Origin of the sequence: Microcoleus sp. AR_TQ3_B6 (assembly GCF_036702785.1) — a bacterium.
Taxonomy (GTDB): Bacteria; Cyanobacteriota; Cyanobacteriia; order Cyanobacteriales; family Microcoleaceae; genus Microcoleus.
The window spans coordinates 94,609-113,112 of sequence record NZ_JAUBVJ010000007.1; the positions used below are offsets into that span (position 1 = coordinate 94,609).

9 protein-coding genes are annotated in these 18,504 nt (G+C 45.2%); 2 read left to right on the forward strand and 7 right to left on the reverse strand.

Annotation, left to right across the window (positions count from 1 at the left end; all coding sequences use genetic code 11):
- Window positions 1-683: 683 nt before the first annotated feature.
- Window positions 684-4,019, reverse strand: coding sequence for an amino acid adenylation domain-containing protein (locus QUB56_RS05780; protein ID WP_332953965.1), 3,336 nt, complete (start codon window positions 4,017-4,019; stop codon window positions 684-686).
- Window positions 4,020-4,675: 656 nt separating this feature from the next.
- On the opposite strand from QUB56_RS05780, the gene QUB56_RS05785 reads away from it, so the two are divergent.
- A complete protein-coding gene (locus tag QUB56_RS05785) occupies window positions 4,676-6,454 on the forward strand; it encodes a DMT family transporter (RefSeq protein ID WP_332953966.1) in 1,779 nt (592 codons plus the stop codon).
- 246 nt (window positions 6,455-6,700) lie between these two features.
- Here the strand turns inward: QUB56_RS05785 and QUB56_RS05790 are convergent, their stop codons facing one another.
- From QUB56_RS05790 to QUB56_RS05805, 4 genes are all read right to left on the reverse strand, one after another.
- On the reverse strand, window positions 6,701-8,695 hold the full coding sequence (locus QUB56_RS05790; RefSeq protein ID WP_332953969.1) for a bifunctional serine/threonine-protein kinase/formylglycine-generating enzyme family protein: 1,995 nt from the start codon (window positions 8,693-8,695) through the stop codon (window positions 6,701-6,703).
- A gap of 1,053 nt (window positions 8,696-9,748) precedes the next feature.
- On the reverse strand, window positions 9,749-9,949 hold the full coding sequence (locus tag QUB56_RS05795; protein WP_332953971.1) for a type II toxin-antitoxin system HicB family antitoxin: 201 nt from the start codon (window positions 9,947-9,949) through the stop codon (window positions 9,749-9,751).
- Between the two features lie 182 nt (window positions 9,950-10,131).
- Window positions 10,132-10,455 (reverse strand): hypothetical protein, encoded by a 324-nt coding sequence (locus tag QUB56_RS05800; protein ID WP_332953972.1) that lies wholly within the window; start codon window positions 10,453-10,455, stop codon window positions 10,132-10,134.
- On the reverse strand, window positions 10,452-10,646 hold the full coding sequence (locus tag QUB56_RS05805; RefSeq protein ID WP_332953974.1) for a hypothetical protein: 195 nt from the start codon (window positions 10,644-10,646) through the stop codon (window positions 10,452-10,454). Before QUB56_RS05805 ends, QUB56_RS05800 begins: the two co-directional genes overlap by 4 nt.
- 574 nt (window positions 10,647-11,220) lie before the next feature.
- Between QUB56_RS05805 and QUB56_RS05810 the strand changes: the two genes are divergently transcribed.
- Window positions 11,221-16,929: an AAA family ATPase gene (locus tag QUB56_RS05810; protein WP_332953976.1), complete on the forward strand. Its 5,709-nt coding sequence runs from the start codon at window positions 11,221-11,223 to the stop codon at window positions 16,927-16,929.
- 306 nt (window positions 16,930-17,235) lie between these two features.
- Here the strand turns inward: QUB56_RS05810 and QUB56_RS05815 are convergent, their stop codons facing one another.
- Window positions 17,236-17,439, reverse strand: coding sequence for a hypothetical protein (locus QUB56_RS05815; protein ID WP_332953978.1), 204 nt, complete (start codon window positions 17,437-17,439; stop codon window positions 17,236-17,238).
- Window positions 17,440-17,981: 542 nt separating this feature from the next.
- Entirely contained in the window at window positions 17,982-18,491 is a 510-nt protein-coding gene (locus QUB56_RS37125; protein WP_445243311.1) for a GNAT family N-acetyltransferase, read from the reverse strand.
- Window positions 18,492-18,504: the final 13 nt, after the last annotated feature.

Here is an 18,504-nt window from a genome sequence, read left to right on the forward strand (position 1 = left end):
TTATTTATAATGCCCTGCAAGCAATTTTACAACTATATAGGCAGCCTCAGCCTTTAGCAGGTTAGCAAGTAACAGGGCTAAATCTCCTCGTGAAACCGGCTTAAATATCAGTTCCCATTGCGGTAATTTCTACCCACAGGGCTTGAATTGATTTTGCACTCGCTAGTTATGCTTCCTCATTCTCGGCATTCTGGCCGAAAGCATCCAGGATACAAGCCCCCGGATTCATCCGTGCAGAAATAAAAAACCTGTATCCGATGAAACTTGCCTAACGTATTTATCCCTGGGGTCAATGCTTCAATCTAAAATCTAAAACCTAAAATCTAAAATCGATTGACTCACCTATAAATTTGATGCCAAAATTATAGATAAAGACCATCCAAATGGTGATGCCCTAGCTTCTAGTAGAGGATTCAGTCTCCAAATTAGCTCAACCTTTGGACGCCAAAGATTACATCGGTTGGAGTTCTATTCCTCTGGTTTTATGCCGCCAATTTGATTGCACTTAGACACACAGTTTTTGGGAGCATCTCATATTTGTAAAAACACTTTTTCTGGCTCCTTCCTTCTTCTTTTTTCCTCCTGCCTCAAAACTGAGATTTCTAGCTGGGCTCCAAAAGTGAGATGCTCCTGGACGCCAATTCCACAAAACAATCAAAATCATCCCGCAATTATGTAAGCCCTTAAAATTCCACATCTTCGCGCTCATTTTCGTCGGTTCTGGGAGTATCCAAACCTTTCGCAGCCCAGCGCATTGTTTCAATGTATTTTGCCAGACTCGCCACAGTCGGAGCCTCAAACAAATTGCTGACCGATAACTCGACTTGCAAAGAGTCTCGGATGCGAGAAATTAACTGAGTTGCTAGCAGGGAATGCCCGCCTAGTTCAAAGAAATTATCGTAGATACTAACCTGCTGTTTTCTCAAAACTTTAGCCCAAATATTCCCGATCGCATTTTCGAGCTCAGTCCTAGGCGCTACATAATTTTCTGTTATATCCTCGCTGTCTGTATCTATATCGGGCAAGGCGCGGCGGTCTACTTTGCCGTTGGGCGTCAGCGGCAGGGACTCCAACACTGCATAAGTTGCAGGAACCATATATCCTGGTAACTTTTCTTTCAAAAATTGGCGCAAGTCACTTGACTTAAGATTGGGAATTTCTAATTTTTCATTAATGCCGTCAGGAATAACATAAGCTACCAAATGTTTATCGTCGGGGATGTCTTCCCTCACAATTACTACTGCTTCGCGCACTTGCGGATGCTGGCACAAAGCCGCTTCAATTTCTCCCAATTCGATGCGGTAGCCGCGAATTTTTACTTGGTCGTCAACGCGGCCTAAAAACTCGATGTTGCCGTCAACTAAATAGCGGCCTAAATCACCTGTTTTATAAAGGCTAGAACCAGATTTATTGCTAAAAGGATTGGGAATGAATGCAGCAGCAGTTAAATCTGGCTGGTTGAGGTAGCCTTTCGCCAATCCGTCACCGCCGAGGTACAATTGACCTATAACACCGATCGCCACCGGCTGCAAATCCGCATCGAGGAGATAAATCTGCGTGTTGGCGATCGGGCGGCCGATGGGGATAGATGTTGCGGTTTCGGGTACGTCTTGCACGCAATAATAAGCCGAAAATGTGGTATTTTCTGTAGGCCCGTAAACGTGAATTAATTTAGTGCTTGGCTTTTGTTGGAGAACTTTTTTAACCCATCTCATATCGACCGTTTCTCCGCCAAACAGCAAGCAGCGCAGCGAATCAAAAGCTTGCGGTAAAACTCTAGCAATTTGTTGAAATAAGGCAGTTGTTAAAAACAAAACGGTGATGCCTTGTTGGCGCAGTTCTAAGGCTAAATCGTGAGGCGAGAGGGTAATATTTGTGCTAATTCCCACGAGTTGAGCGCCGTTAAGCAAGGCTCCCCAAATCTCGAATGTGGCTGCATCGAACGAAGCGTTTGATGCTTGGGCAATTTTATCGGTAGGTTCTATTTTTATATAGTTGGTGTTGAGTACCAGCCGATTTACTGCTTTGTGGGTGACAGCAACTCCCTTGGGTTTTCCTGTGGAGCCAGATGTGTAAATAACGTAAGCTAGGTTGTCTGCTGTTGCGGTGTTGGCGGGATTTTCGGCGCTTTCTTTGGCTATGTGTTCCCAATCGCGATCGAAGTAAATCACCGAGTTTGAGAAGTCTCGGAAATTCTCAATCAATTTATCCTGAATTAGCAAGACTTTAACTCTAGCATCTTCCAGCATCAAGTTTAGCCGATCGCGCGGATAGCTCGGATCTAACGGTAGGTAAGCCCCTCCCGCTTTCAGTACAGCCAACATCCCAACAATTAGGTCGATCGATCGTTCTGCACAAAGCCCCACCAAAACCTCCGCCCCCACGCCCAGTTTTTGCAGGTAGCGTGCCAGTTGGTTGCTGCGACTGTTGAGTTCTCTGTAAGTTAGGTGCTGGCCCTCGAAAGTTAGGGCGACATCCTGCAGATGCTGCTGGGCCCGCTCTTCAAATAACTGATGAATGCACTTATTTTGAGGATAATCTGTCCGAGTATCGTTCCATTCTCTGAATAATTGATTCACTTCATCCTCGCTCAATAAAGGTAAGCTAGCGATTCTTTGTTCTGGATTAGTCACAATGCTTTCCATCAGCGTTTTAAAATGCCTCAGCATTCGGGCGATCGTAACTTCATCAAATAAATCCGTATTGTACACAGCTAAGCCTCTGAGCCCTTCCGAATCTTCCCAATGTTCGCCGTATCTGCTCCTAAAATTATCGGAAGCTTCCCACAAATACAGCTCTAAATCAAAGCGCGTTGTTTGAGTCTCCAAAGGAAAAGAGCTCAACTTTAATCCTGGCAATTCTAGCTCGTCCACAGGTGCATTTTGCAGGCCAAATACCACCTGAAACAGCGGGTGGCGGTTCAGCGATCGCTCTGGGTGCAATTCCTCGACGAGCTTCTCAAAAGGCAAATCTTGGTGAGCGTAAGCTCCCAGGGTTACTTCCCGCACCCTGCCCAAAAAATCTCGAAATGTCGGGTTTCCCGAGCAGTCTGTCCGCAGCACTAAAGTATTGACAAAAAAACCGATTAATGCTTCAATTTCGCTCTGGTTGCGATTGGCGATCGGCGAACCTACAACAATATCTTCTTGTTGCGAGTAGCGGTAAAGCAAAGTTTGAAATGCAGCGAGCACAGTCATAAATAAAGTGGCTCCTTCTCGCTGCGAGAGCGCTAAGAGTGCGTTTTTCAGCTTTTTCGGCAGTTCTAAATATTGAGTTTTTCCCCGATAATTTTGCCTAGCTGGTGCAGGGCGATCAGTGGGCAAATTTAACGCTGAAATCCCGTGCAATTGCTGCCGCCAATAAGCTAGTTGAGTTTCTAATACTTCGCCTTGCAGCCATTGGCGCTGCCACTCGGCAAAGTCGGCATATTGAAGTGATAATTCTGGGAGGGGAGATGGCTGTTGATTTATCAAAGCTGTATAGATCGCCTCCAGTTCTCGAATTAGCACACCGATCGACCAATCATCGGCAGCTATGTGGTGCATATTTAGCAAGAGAATATGCTCGGTTTCTGTCAGCCGCAGGATGGTTAGTCGCATCAGCGGCCCGGTGGATAAATTGAAAGGGCGAAGAGATTCGGCTGCGGTGAGTTTATGTGCTTCTGTTTCCCGTAGTTCTGGCGGCAAATGTTGCAGGTTTAAGAGTTTTAAATGAGTCTTGAAAGCCGGAGAGATTATCTGCACGGGTTGGCCTGAGACCGCGGCAAAAGTGGTTCGCAAAGTTTCGTGGCGCTGCACTATTTCGTTGAAGGTTTGCTCTAAGGCTGTTACGTTGAGGGAACCAGTTAAGCGCAGGGCTGTTACTACATTATAGAAAGGATTTTCCGGTGCGAATTGGTCGAGAAACCACAAGCGCTGCTGGGCAAATGATGCCGGAAAGACAAACACTTCGGCTTCTGAGGAAATATTCAGTTTTTCTATATCCTTTGTAAAGGAATTGTCATAAATTTCGGAGGCCATATCTGTTGCTCTTGGGGGATGGGATGTGTTAATTTTTTGATGGCGCGGGGTTGCTTTTTGAGGGTGCGATCGCCTCTTAAAACTTTCGCGAGCAAAAGATCGGAACTGTTAAAATCATAAACCTGGGTGCGGGAGTGCGGGAGAAAGGCGGGGAAAAGAAACCGGATTTCTGGCCGCAGCATCAAGTTATCCATTGAGGGGCTAGGAGTGCGACCCCCCAATCAAATTTAGTCGCGGAACGGGTCAATCGATTTTAGATTTTAGATTTTAGATTTTAGATTGAAGCCTTGACCCCACGGATAAATACGTTAGGCAAGTTTCATCGGATACAGGTTTTTTATTTCTGGACGGATGAATCCGGGAGCTTGTATCCTGGATGCTTTCGGTCATTAGGCTGGTGATTCGGGTGCAATCGGGTGAGTTAGATGGGAGAATTACCGGGAGCAATCGGTGGAGAGGTCAAGGTATAGTATGATTTCTAATTGCACAAAGTGTTCTTGGGGCGATCGCCAAATTTTCACATCTCCAACTGAGCGACTACTATTGATTAAACAGTCTCCGCAATCTTTTAGATCGACTCACTATAACTTGCGAGCTGATTTGCCACAATACTTAAGAACACTGAACGTGCAGTTTAAATTAGAGGTTATAGGCTAATGGCGCAGCGGAATGTATACTCGTCAAAGGGCGAGCCAGAGGATGGACAATCAGCAGAAGAAGTCCTCCACTCAGTAATGCAAGAACTGGACGCTTTGCATGAAAATGTCAAAGGCCAGTTAAATCAAGACATTACACGGCTGCAAACTGAAAAAAATCACCTGATTGAGGATATTGAAGACCTCAGAGAGCAATACCGCAAATTGCAGTCTCAGCAAATGGAATCTCTGTCTGGGCGATACATTCAGCAGCAGCAATTGTGGCTGAAGCAGTTGGCTCAAGTTTTGGCTCACAATTTGCAGGATTTGTTAGTGCAGCGGTTCAACGAACTCAGCGCTAACTCGGGACATTCTCTCAGCAACCCTATTCCCAGCGGGGAGTTCCCGATACCCATGCCGCCGAGCAACTACGGCGAACGAGCCTCGGAGTTGCTGGCGGCCCTGGATGAAAGGATCGATCGCAGTTTCCAGATGCTGGAACAAGATTTGAGCAGCTATGAAAGCGAGCTTTCCATGCGGCTCAACAATATGCAAACCCTAGAGCGGCAAGGGGAAGAACTGTTACAAAATCTCGTAAACCGCATCAGGGAAGAACTTGAATCAGAAGAAGAATATCTTGAGAATCCTTTCGATGCTCAAGATTCCTATCCCGAGGAATCAACTAATTCTGTTAATTCTGTCCGCCCGCAAGTTCTGCAGCCAACACCTGCGGATAGGCCGCGGCAACCCGTGCCGGATTCCTCTTCAGCGGCCTCGACCGCACCCGCTAAAGCACCGTCTCAAGTACAGACAGGTTTGGTGCTGGCTTTATCTTCGGCCGTGGTATTGTCGCTGTTTAATGTTTGTTTGAGAATTCTGATTAAAAGCAAAACTCCTCGGGTGGCTTTTGGCTTGTTTGAATTTCCGGGGGTGGTGACTCCGGGTTTTGGAAATTCTTTGTTGATTTTGTTGATGCGGCTGATCGTAGTGATGGCTTTGATGCCGATATTGGCGACCTTTCTGTATCCTTCTGTGTGGAAAGATATTAGGCGGTTGTTCCAGTCGGGCGATCGAGCTTTGTGGAGCAAGGTTTTAGGAAGCGCATTTTTTCTGTTTTTGTCTCAGGTTTTGATTTATTTGGCGATCGGCAATATTCCGGCGGGGATTGCGATTACGATTTTCTTTATTTATCCGATCGTCACCGTACTGGGTTCTTGGATCTTGTTTGGCTCTCGCCCCAGCAGAGTCGGCTTTTTGGCAATAGTCGGGATTACCGCAGGTCTGATTTTAGCTGGGTGGCCGAGTTTTGCGGTCCCAGCTCCGGGCGGCGGCAATGTCGGGGTGGGAGTCACGGCTGCACTGGCTTCTGGGATTACCTTTGCAGGTTACGTATTGCTGACGCAAATGGCCGCGGGCAAGCTGCACCCGATTCCTTTTAGTTTAATTAATTTCGCCGCGGTTTTTGTATTTTCCTCCCTGAGTTTGTGGGTGCCGCTGTCGGAAAATTTTGCTCCTAAAATCGACCAAAATGTGTGGCCTGGTTTGATTGTGGGAGGCGTTGTTTTAGGGGTGCTGACGCTGTTTAGCTATCTTTTGAATAATTTTGCCATCCGGTTCGCGGGGGCAGCCTTAGCGTCAGTAATTGGCACTTTGGGACCAGCGCTGACCGCACTCTTCGGGTTTATAATTATCAATGAGAAGTTGCAGCCTGTGGCAATTCTCGGCATGGCTGTGGTGACGTTGAGCGTGGGTGCTATGAGTGTGGAACGCATAATGGCTCCTCAGAAGAAGGCTAGTTAACCCTTGAATTTTGGCGATCGGTCATTCAAAAACCCGGTTTCTTGAATGGCCGACACAATATCATATCAAATCTGTTAGCATCGGAATTATTCCTATCTCTCTTCTCCTCATCTGCGTTAATCAGCGTCAATCCCTTGTCATCTGCGGTTAATAAATTCTCTTTTTTTAACCGCAGATGAGGGCAGATAAACACAGATTAACGCAGATGAATTTCAAGTCTTGAGAGCGAAGGCCTGCAATTGGAGTCTAAACAAGAGAAACAACCACTCGAAAACCCACAATACTAGCCTTGCAATTCGCCTGATATCGGAGGCGACACGCGCTGCCACAATTCGGAGAATGATCGTTCCAAGAACCCCCCCGCAACAACCTCAGCGAAGGGTCGCCGTCAGACTCCCAAACGCTGCCATCAGCAGGCGCACCGTTATAATTATTGTGCCAAGCATCCGCACACCATTCCCAAACATTTCCGTGGAAATCGTACAATCCGAAAGCATTGGGTTTATAACTGCCTACATCTGTCGTTTGAAAGCGATAAACTCCTTTGGGCGCCTCAGCGTAATTAGAATTTCCGTTGTAATTTGCTAACTCGCTGGTAATCGTTTCTCCAAAGTGAAACTGCGTCTGAGTTCCCGCCCGGCAAGCATATTCCCATTGGGCTTCACTAGGCAAGCGATAACGCTTACCAGTTTTTCGAGAAAGTCTAGCGCAAAACTCCATAGCCTCGTACCAAGATACATTTTCTACAGGTCGATTTGGACCTTTAAAACGGGCCGTATCGGGATCGAGAAATATTTTAATTTCCGGCAGCGCGGCAACTGCTGTCCACTGTGCCTGAGTGACGGGAAATTTGCCAATATAGAAAGATGCTAAAGTTACTGGGTGCTGCGGTTTTTCGTCGCTGTCACCCCGATTATTTGGGGAACCCATGAGGAAAGTACCGCCAGGAACAGATACCATTTCCAGGACTGTACTGCTATCGAGATGTTCTTCAAAAAAACCAGCTTTGCCGCTTTTAATATTACTTTGCTTCCCGCTTTTGTCTATAGTCACTACTTGAAATTCAAAAGTGCTTTTGACAACAGAAATTCTTTGCGGTGCCTTGCTAGGAGGCGGATTGGTGTTGGATTTTTCCCTCGGATTTACAGAGACATTGCTGTTGATTTTGCCGCTTAGAGTGAGCGGGGGAGTGATAGCAACTTGTCCTCCCTTTGCCCGCAAAGAATTTATATCTCGTTGTCCCCCATTGACAAACTGGGGTTGGGGAGGTAAAGAATAGAGATTTAAAGCTTTGATTACTTCATCAGCAGATTGATATCTATTTTTGAGATAATCTTGAATTAATTTATCTAAAATGTTTCCCAACTCGGTGCTAATTTTTGTGCCGGGGGGCAACCGTTTTCTCCACATCCAGCCGCCGTTTATTGGGTCGTAAAGGTCATCGGAACCGTCAGCTTTTGGCAAACATTGAGTTAGCAGTCTCAGGCAAGTTATCCCCAAACTGTACAAATCGCTTCCGGGGAAAACTTGACCCCGCATTTGTTCCATCGGCGAATATCCGGGCGTTCCTACCGTTGTGCCTACTTGGCTCATTAGCGAGCCCGTCACTTGTTTGGAAATGCCGAAATCTATCAGAACTAACTCTCCTCGCCCTCCCCTTGGGAAAGCGGTACTGCGAAAATTTCCCGCCTTAGGCACAGATGAGCTGACAGAGGTGCGGCGGCGGATGATATTCTCAAGTTTGATGTCTCGGTGAATGACATTGCGTTCGTGCACAAATTTCAGAATTGGCAAAATATCTGCCAGCAACTGCCAAATTTTTTCTTCGCTAAAAACGCCCTGCTGAGTTAATTCAGCCAGTAAATTTTGCCCCTCTATCAACTCTTGTACTAAATAAAGTCGGTTGTCTTGTTCAAAATAAGCAATTAATCGAGGAATTTGGGGATGTTCGCCGAGTTCGTAAAGCCGTTTCGCTTCTTCTTTAAACAATTCTGTGGCTTTTTCAAGTGCTGAGGTTCCTTGAAATTGGGGCATAAACTGCTTGATGACGCACGGATCGTCCATGCGATCGGTATCTACCGCTTCATAAGTTCTGCCAAATCCCCCTTCGCCCAACAGTCGAATCACGCGGTAGCGGTTTCTGAAGAGAGGCGTGAGGTCGGGCTTGCCGCAACTTTGACAAAATTTAGAGTTGTCGGGATTGAAAGGATTAGAACATCTGGGATTAGAACAGTAGAACATATCTGGGAAGAAATGATCCGGTTAAGATTATGATATATCTTTTTTGCCCCCTCATGGAATACTAACAATTAATAATTGGTTATTGACCGTCGATCGTTGTGAGGGCATTACTGCAGCTTGTGTCGCCCCAACGGAGAAAGTAGAAGGCAGAATTTAAAATGCCAATTAATCCAACAAAGAAAGCGATTTAATGGCAAAAAAGGTTAGCGCGAGCGATCGATTTTAGCAACCCGCTTACGGCAGATATTCCTCTGGGGATATTAGTAATTTATTTACAGAAGCCAGTATAGTACAAATCGGCGATCGCCCAACTAAAAAGCGATCGCACTCAAAGAACTATCGGACTAGAAACTAAGAAAGCGATTTCAATAACCTATTCAATCGCTAGAGTCGGGGCCTCAGAATTCTACAAGCTCCATAGTCCTTAAAATATCTAGGGGTAATTTCAACCTGAAATCTCATATTTCTGCTACATTGTGCCAACTTTCCGCCTCCTGCTAAATAACTTTATTTTTAATTTTTTTAACTACGAAAATAACTAAGATAAACAGAACACAGCATGATACTGACACTATTGTTTCTGTGATATTTGGTGATATGAATAGGATAAATCCCTGCTCTTTAATCAAGGCAGAGAAACTTGAGACACAAAATGGCATGAGATATAACCTGAATGCCTGCCAACGATCTCTTTCGACCTTACTAGAAGAAACACTTAGCATCAGGCCCGTACCGATTACAGCACTTATACCAATTGAATTGATCCATATCTTAACCGAAGGATCAAAATGAAAACAAACTACTGTAACATACCAAATGAGATAGCACCAGAGAATAGCTTTATCTAATTTGATTTCGTAAAGATATTGAATTAACCATTTCATAGATTTAAAAAGGCTTTTACATTTTCAATATTTTTGATGAATACAACCCGGTGGATTGAATAATTAGAAAAGGAGAGCAAAAGAGTCTTTTAACGAGACAAAGCGAGTTTTTTTAGCTTCTAAACCTGTTGCTAAAATATTTTGCAGAGTGCTTTGCCAAAAACAGATTTCATAGAAATAACTCAATTAACTGTTTCTTTGGCGCAAGTTCATTTGGTTGATTGACGACTTCAAGCCAACCCTGAACAGCATCTTCAAGCATCTCTAACAATTGTTGGTAACTCTCTCCCCATGTGTGACAACCTGGCAGTGCTGGAACTGAGCCGCAGCATAGGCTATCTTCTTGCCAGATAATCGCCTTAATCTTCATGATTAATCTCTAATAGCTATCTGAAGAGGATTTTAGCGCATCGCTTCAAAACTTGCTTTTGAAGCGATCGCCCCCAGGTAATTTTGAAGTATTGGGTATCGAGTATTGTCTGAAGCGAAGCTATCGGGCTCTTAATCGCCCGCTAACCATCGATATCGCCAGACGCAGACAAACTCTGCGATTCAACCAACAAGAGTGGGACCTTTCAGTGCAGCTACTTGTTGTGCTGCACGGTTATAACTGAGATAGCAACTTGTCGTACTCTGCGTGTGAACCAACTCAAAACCCGATCGCAGTATCTCCATCCAACTGACCAATGTGTCGATAATTGTTGCTAATTCGAGCCGAGTAGATTCGTAACTCTCGATACACTTTTTTGAAACGCAGACTTGGATAACTTGGGTTTTCCTTGAACTGACGATAGGCCTCGCGCGGAGAGAAGAATGGACTTGCTTTGGCAGTGCGACAAAAGATTTACGGAATTCGGCTGTAGTCGGCGACTTCACAATGTTTCTCGATCGCGTTCGTGGGTTTTACCTGCGTGATACTCAGCCATTGGCGGCGCTGCAAGTTTGGCAAGAGTATCGGGAGAACGAGGATTTGCTCGATCGTATCTGGGATCGTCTTCAAGTTCTGCCAAAATCATTGAGGCGATTTTCTTCAAGGGCAACGCTTGCGCGCGCTCACTTGCAGACAAGGTTTTTCAACCCGCGCGATCCAATAGCTGCAAGCAACACTTACGCGCCCTCAAGTAACTCAGTCATTGTTAGCACACTCTTACAATAGACCACTTACAAAAGTAGACAAAGCATCGCGATTTTTACCCTAGTAAGAGCAACGATCGCGCCCGGTCGAAGTGCTGCGAATATGTTGTAGTAGGATTTATAATCCGAAGCTGGAATAATTCAGCCTGAGACACATAATGAACTACTGAGATTAAAAAACCTGAGTTCTGAAAATTTTAAGTGTTTGTGCGGAGTACGTCCAGAAACATTTAAACATACGGTGGAGTTAGTGCGATCGCATAATTTATCTGGATGCACCTGTCCAAGCGCCAATCCTTGTTTATCCAACTCCAGCAGAGATATGATAGTTAAACATCACACCATGATACACTTTAGCATTACAATGAGCGGAGAAAATATTGCCACTTGCTAAGAAGCTGATGTTCTGCTAGTTTAATTTTTTCAACAGGCGATCGAACATGGCCGTCTCAGATTCCCCTCTATCAATTCCCGACCTGAATAATGGTACTCATCGAAAAAACGAATATGAAAACCACGCTGCCCGGTTACAAACTCTTATCGTTGCCGCTTCATGAAGGTGTCAATACAGTTATTTATCGGGGGGTTAGGGAGTCGGAGCAAACTCAGGTTATAGTAAAAGCCATCAAAGCCGAGTATCCCACAATAGAAGAAATCGCGCGGTTGAGACATGAATATAAAATCCTCAAAACCCTGGACGTGCCAGGGATTGTCAAAGCTCACTCTTTGGAAAAGCATAATAACGGTCTGGCGCTGATATTAGAAGATTTTGGGGGAAAATCTCTGAAAAACCTAATCGCAGCTAAACACCTTGAAATAAGCGAATTTCTAAGTCTGGCAATTCATTTGGCAGAGACCCTAGCTCAACTGCACGGAAAAAAGATTATCCATAAAGATATTAAACCGCAGAATATCATTATCAGCTCCAAAAGAGATAAAATTAAAATCATAGATTTTAGCATTTCCACGTACCTAGAGCGAGAAAACCAGACCCTCAGCAATCCCAACTTGCTAGAAGGCACCCTTGCCTATATGTCCCCAGAGCAAACCGGGCGGATGAATCGCTCAATAGACTACCGCACCGACTTTTACTCATTAGGTGTCACCTTTTATGAAATTCTGACGGGAAAGCTGCCGCATCAAGCCACCGACCTCCTGGAATTAATTCACTGCCATATCGCTAAAAGACCAGTGCCACCCCATGAGCATATCCCTGAAATTCCCAAAGCGATTTCTGACATTGTAATGAAATTATTAGCCAAAACCGCTGAAGACAGATACCAAAGCGCCTTGGGGCTAAAAGCTGACCTAGAAATGTGCCGTCATCAACTACAAACCCATGGGAAAATTGACAACTGCTCAATCGGTAAGAGGGATAAATTTGGACAATTTCTTATCCCGCAAAAACTCTATGGCCGCGAGCAAGAAGTAGCCACTTTGATGGAAGCCTTTGAGCGAGTCTCCGGCGGAAACAGCGAACTGATGCTAGTGAGCGGTTACTCAGGAATTGGCAAATCTTCCTTAGTGAATGAAGTTCAAAAACCGATTGTCAGGCAGCGCGGGTATTTTATCTCCGGTAAATTTGACCAATTAAAGCGAAATATTCCTTATGCTTCATTGATTCAAGCTTTCGCCAACTTGATGCGGCATCTGTTAACAGAAAGTTCGGAAAAACTAGCGATTTGGAAACAGCAACTTTTAGAAGCCTTAGGCTCAAATGGCCAAGTCATAGTAGATGTCATTCCCGAAGTCGAACTGATTGTCGGGCCTCAAGGAGCGGTTCCGCAATTGGGGCCATCTGAATCCGAGAATCGCTTTAATCGCGTGTTTAAAGAATTCATTCATGTATTTACTAAACCCTCACACCCCCTCGTCGTCTTTTTGGATGACTTACAGTGGGCAGATTCGGCATCGCTCAAGTTGATTCATCTGCTTATTTGTGACCCGGACAGCCAATATTTACTGCTGATGGGAGCCTATCGAGATAACGAAGTCAGTCCGACGCACCCGTTGATGCTGACGTTGGATGAGATTCAAAAAAATGGGGCGGTTGTAAATAATATCACCCTCCGTCCTTTGGATATTGCCAATGTCAGCTTGCTGGTAGCAGATACCCTGAAAGAGTCTTCCGCTCCTCGAAACCGGGTTTCTAAATTGTCCCAGCTACTTTTCAATAAAACCCAGGGCAATCCTTTCTTCTTGACTCAGATGTTCGCTACTCTGCATCAAGAAAAGCTATTGACCTTTGATTTCAGTGCTGGGTGCTGGCATTGGTCATTGAACCAAATTCAAGCGGTAGGCATCACGGATTATAATGTCGTCGAACTGATTGCCAGAAATATTCAAAAACTCCCGGAGGAGACGCAGGATGTCTTAAAATTAGCCGCCTGCATTGGAGACAAATTTAATTTAGACGTTCTGGCTATTGTCAATGAAAAATTTCAGTCGGAAACGGCCGCTGATTTGTGGGAAGCACTTCAGGCTGGCTTGGTTTTGCCCCTGAGCGAAGCCTACAAAATCCCTCTCGTTTTTACCTCCGATGAAATGAGCAGGGAAGGAAAGGAGAGAATAGCTCCAGATTCTCTTCTCCTATCATCCTCACCTGCCCCTTTGCCTTACAGCTATCACGCGCCTATCGCTTACAAATTTCTCCATGACCGGGTGCAGCAAGCGGCGTATTCTCTTATTCCCGAATCTCAGAAACAACAGACCCACCTAAAAATTGGTGAACTGCTACTGCTGCATACTCCAGCAGACGAGATTGAAGAAAATATTTTTGAGATTGTCAATCAGTTAAATGTTGGGGCTGGCTTCATCACGGACCAGGCAGAAAAAGATCGTCTAGCCCGATTAAATTTAATAGCGGGTCGAAAAGCCAAAGCATCGTCAGCTTATGAAGCTGCTGTCACGCAACTAAGAGTAGGGTTAGAACTCTTGGCAGAAAACAGTTGGCAGAGTAACTACGATCTGACACTAGCACTCTATGTAGAAGCGGTGGAAGCTGAATATATTAATACCAATTACGAACAGTCAGCAATTCTTGCTGAGATTGTTCTGCAACAAGCTACCACCCTGCTCGAAAAAGTGAAAGTATACGAGCTACAAATCCAGTTTTATATGGCTCAAAATCAGATGTTAAAAGCCATTGATACTGGGATGCAAGTGCTGGATATGCTGGGTGTTTCCTTGTCAAATGACGAGGGTAACGGGGGTTTTGTGGTTGAGTTGCCAGATATCGCAGACTTAGACAATATCCCAGAGATGACAGACCCTTACAAAATAGCGGCTTTAAGTATACTGACTTCTCTTATTTCTCCTGTTATGACTGCTAATCCCGCAATTATGCTCCCACTTGCAGTGACTTTGGTTAAAATCTGCATGGAGCATGGCTATTCCTCTACTGCTGCTTTTGCCTATGCTTTTTATAGTGTAATACTGTGCTCGGCAATAGGGGATATAGATGCCGGATATCAGTCTGGCAACTTGGCATTAAAGTTGTTGAATAAATTTAATGCCAACTCGCTTAAATGTAGAGTTAATCAATTATTTTATGGCTTTGTTATACACTGGAAAGAGCCAGCTAAACAAGCTTTAGCCCCATTACTGTCAGCGTTTCAAAGTGGACTGGAAACTGGAGATATAGAATATGCCGGTTATTGTGTGACTGTCTATTGTGCGAGCATATTTTTGACTGGCGAACGATTAGACATTGTAGAAGAGGAACAAGAGCAATATCTTGATTTAGCGCTCAAACTAAAACAAGACTATTCTATCTATTACAGCCAGATATTTCACCAATTGACGCTAAATCTTCAAAATGAATCTGAGGCAAAATGTCAGTTGGTAGGCAAAAGTTTTAATGAAACACAAATGTTGCCTGTTTTTATTGAAACTAACAATAGAATTTTGCTATTTATTACTTATCTAGCCAAGACAATTCTATTATATCTATTTAACGAACCAAAGAATGCCGTTGCCAATGCCAGTTTAGCCGCCGAACACGCAGTCAGCGTGATGGGAATGGTAGTTAGTGCTCCTCACAACTTCTATTATTCCCTTGCTCTACTCGCTGTTTATCCTCAAGCTTCACAGGCCGAACAACAACAATACATCAGCTTAGTTGAAGCTAATCAAGAAAAAATGCAGAAATGGGCATTTCATGCCCCGTCTAACTTCCAGCATAAGTACGAGTTAGTGGAGGCGGAGAAAGCGCGGGTATTGGGTAAAATTGGCAAAGCGATGGAGTATTATGACGCTAGCATTCAAGGAGCCAGAGAACAGGGATACATTCAGGAAGAAGCCCTAGCTAATGAACGGGCTGCCGAGTTTTATTTCTCTCGCGGCCGGGAGAAGATAGCGGAGATTTATTTGACGGATGCTTACTATGGCTATGTTCGCTGGGGAGCGCAAGCAAAAGTGCAGGATTTATCAGAAGAATATCCTGAATTATTCTCGCGAATACTGACTAAAGAAGCCCCCAGCTTCGACGTATCGCGGACGACCAGCTCGACGACTACTGGGAGTTTTGTCGCACTGGATTTCGCCTCTGTGATGAAATCTTCTCAAGCTATTTCTGGCGAAATTGTTCTGGAAAGTCTGCTTTCTAAGTTATTGAAAATTGCGATGGAGAATGCTGGGGCCGAAAAAAGCTACTTGATTTTAGAAAAAGATGGTCAAATGGTGGTAGAAGGCACGGCAAGCACCGATAATAATGAGGTCGTAGTGCTGCAATCCACACCAATAGAAACTACTCAAGATTTGCCGTTTTCTCTCCTCAATTATGTGGGTCGAACTCAGGAAAGTGTGGTATTAAATGATGCAAGTCAGGAGGGAATTTTTACCAGGGATAGCTATATAGTTAATGCCCAACCCAAGTCAGTTTTATGTATGCCGATCGTCCATAAAGCAAAGCTCATTGGTCTGCTTTACTTGGAAAATAATCTGACAAGGAGTGCGTTTACTCCCGATCGCCTGGAAGTTTTAACCGCGATCTGTTCTCAAGCGGCGATTTCCCTGGAAAATGCCCGACTCTATGCCAGTTTGTCTGAGGCGACTGACAACCTGAAACAAGCCAACGAGCAATTAGAAGATTACAGCCGGACTTTAGAACATAAAGTGGAAAATAGGACGCAGGAATTAAAGGAAAAAAATCTGCTCTTGAGCCAGGAAATTCGCGATCGCGTGCAGATAGAGCAAGCTCTGCGAGAATCAGAAGCGCTATTAAAAAAACAAGCCCAACAACTAGAGCTTTCTTTCCAAGAACTCCAGCGCACCCAGACGCAGCTCATTCAGACTGAGAAAATGTCCTCCCTCGGACAGATGGTGGCAGGGGTGGCCCACGAAATCAATAACCCGATTAACTTTATATATGGCAACCTAACTCACGTCAGGACATACAGTGAAAACATACTAGGACTGCTGAAACTCTATCAAGAACAATACCCCCATCCCACAGGAGCGATTGTTGAGGAGATAGACGCGATCGAATTAGATTTCTTGATGGAAGACTTACCCAAAGTGTTGGATTCGATGAAGGTGGGGGCAGACCGAATTCGCGAAATTGTCCTCTCCCTGCGAAATTTCTCGCGACTGGATGAAGCGGAAATGAAAGAGGTGGATATCCATGAGGGCATCGATAACACCCTACTGATTTTGCAGCATCGACTGCAAGCTAAATTAGACCAGCCTGCTATTCAAATCATTAAAGAGTACAGCCCGCTGCCGCTGGTGGAGTGCTATGCCGGCCAACTGAACCAGGTGTTTGTAAATTTACTGGCGAATGCGATTGAGGCTCTCAGCAACCAAAAAACACCGCGGGCGATCGCGATTCGCACCTCTGTGGGGTATGCGGAAGAAGAAAAATCCCCGATTTCCAATTCCCCTCTTGCCGAAAGCTCTACAGTTTCTTCGGTTGAGGTGGATTCCCACAACCTCGCCCAGACCCGGAAAAATCCCCAATTTGTTGTGATTCGCATTTGCGACAATGGCCCGGGTATGACAGAGGAAGTGTACCGGCGGGTGTTCGACCCCTTCTTCACGACGAAACCGATAGGGAAGGGCACTGGTCTGGGGCTGTCAATCAGCTACCAGATTGTGGTAGAAAAACACCGCGGACTGTTGAAGTGTGTTTCTCATCCCGGTAAGGGGGCAGAGTTCATCATTCACATTCCTATTCGACAGGACTATCAAGAATTGGCTGTCCAAAGCCAAACCTGATGAGTTGTTGTTATTGGTATTATCTGTCAGATCTGCAGGATAATTCCCTCGTCTTAAGGAATTAAACCGAAATTTTGCAGGTTAGGTTAAGTCCCGGCTCTTGGGTGTTATCCGTAACTTTTGCTGATAACATCCCCTATATAGCAATCCTAAATGATTATACTCGTTACCAGTCCGAGCCTGGTAACGCATATCCGGAGGAAGAGCCTCCATAGTCTGGGCCGAGGCAGAGCAAGAGTGACATCGGTTAAGAGGCTCTTCCTGGTAACCAGTTAACCAGTTATTGAAACTGATGCGAGGATTGCTCTAGTTTGCTCCGAAAAGAAATCCTGCACCAGAAGAATCCCAATGACCAACTACAACGTCATATGTATTTAAAAAATACATAGCCAGTACCAAAAATTCTTGAACTGATATTCCTCCTGAAATGGATGTACTTTCTCGGTCTGATAAACATTGAATTAATTCAGAATCAGAGTGATTAAGGTCACAAATCTGGATGCGAGCCATTTGAATATCTCCTAGGTAAAGTTTTTTCAGTTTGGATTAGACTTTGAATTGCCTTATCCCATTACCATATTCTGGTATTTGCTATAGTATTTCAAGGGTTTTATCACTAGATTATGGACATAAATCTTACAGTTGTGTCTTCGTTTTTGTTTAAATCAACAGTCTTCTTGAGTCAAATTATTTAATTTTAGCAAAAAAATAGTTCTTGAGGAAATAATTTAAAATGATTTAGGATTGCTATATCGGTCTTATCGAGCATTAACCTAATGTCGCAACCACCGCTCGGATGCAGCTTCGCCGCTTGCTGGAGGCGGAGCATACCAAGGCGGAGCATTGGAACGAGTTCGATCGCCCCTCGCTCTAGGTTGGATTAAGCTTGTCACGTCCTTACTTGTGAATCAGCCGGGAACGTAAAACCAAACATGACTCGATCGGCCGATCGCACAGGATTGAGGTGAAGAAGCAGTGATGAGTGTCGGGTTTCATCCTTCAACTCGACCTACAAGATCGGACGATCGCATTAACTTGAAGGATACAAACTGTTAGGTGGCTCCTCCCTGTAATTCCCACCTCCAAACCAAGCCGTCCTCTGGGTCTACCACCTCACCGATACGCTCAAACCCGCACTTCGCGAGCACCCGCATCGAGGCATTGTTCTCCGCCCGTGTGTGGGCACGAACGAGACGGACTTGCCCGCTACGGAACGCAAAATTGACCAGCGCCCTTGCTGCCTCCGTGGCATACCCACGCCCCTGATACTCCGGGTCTACTGCGTAAGCAATCTCAACGACTCCGCCTTCGTCCGGGGGACCCTTGTACGCGCAGCTTCCGATGACGGCACCGCTAGTGAGCTCCACCATGGAGAATCCATGCGTCCACGGGTCTGGCGCTGTCGAGGCGCGAACCCGCGCCAGCCAATCGGGTGAGACCTCCGCCTTATCGGCAGGACTCAGGGACTCGATGCGGGCGAGGAGCTCCTCAGTCGATGGGAGGATCAGCCTGAGACTCTCTGTTTCAATTACCAATTCACTCATAAAATCGGGCGATCGCATTAATTTGAAGCAT